This is a genomic window from Achromobacter sp. SIMBA_011 (genome assembly GCF_046535435.1).
Lineage (GTDB): Bacteria > Pseudomonadota > Gammaproteobacteria > Burkholderiales > Burkholderiaceae_B > Achromobacter > Achromobacter dolens.
The window spans coordinates 1-265 of record NZ_JAWRWN010000589.1 but is presented as its reverse complement, the minus strand read 5'-3'; the positions used below and the strand labels follow the sequence as shown (position 1 = coordinate 265).

Annotated in this window: 1 protein-coding gene; it reads left to right on the top strand. The window is 49.4% G+C overall.

The window, feature by feature from the left end; all coding sequences use genetic code 11:
- Nucleotides 1–200, top strand: a 200-nt coding sequence (locus SB816_RS32275; RefSeq protein WP_410548280.1) for a hypothetical protein, incomplete at its 5' end; no start/stop codon positions are given.
- Between the last annotated feature and the right edge of the window lie 65 nt (nucleotides 201–265).

The following is a 265-nucleotide window of genomic DNA, read 5'->3' as shown; positions in this document are numbered from 1 at the left end:
CCATTCGTAACGCATCGATGGCAACAGGTGTCCGGGTCAACAAAGTCCTTGCGGTCGGCAGTCAATGTCATTTGGGTATCTCTCGAACAAGTGAATTATTTCCATATGTCAAATTCCTACGGAATTATCTGACAAATTTGGGCGCCGATGTCATTCGCCGTCTGCTCCAGGAAAAATCGGCAGAGTTGGCCGCAATGTAAGTCTCACGAGCGATTTGGATATCGGATACTTTCACCATGTAATCGAGCGCCCGCCGATCCGACGG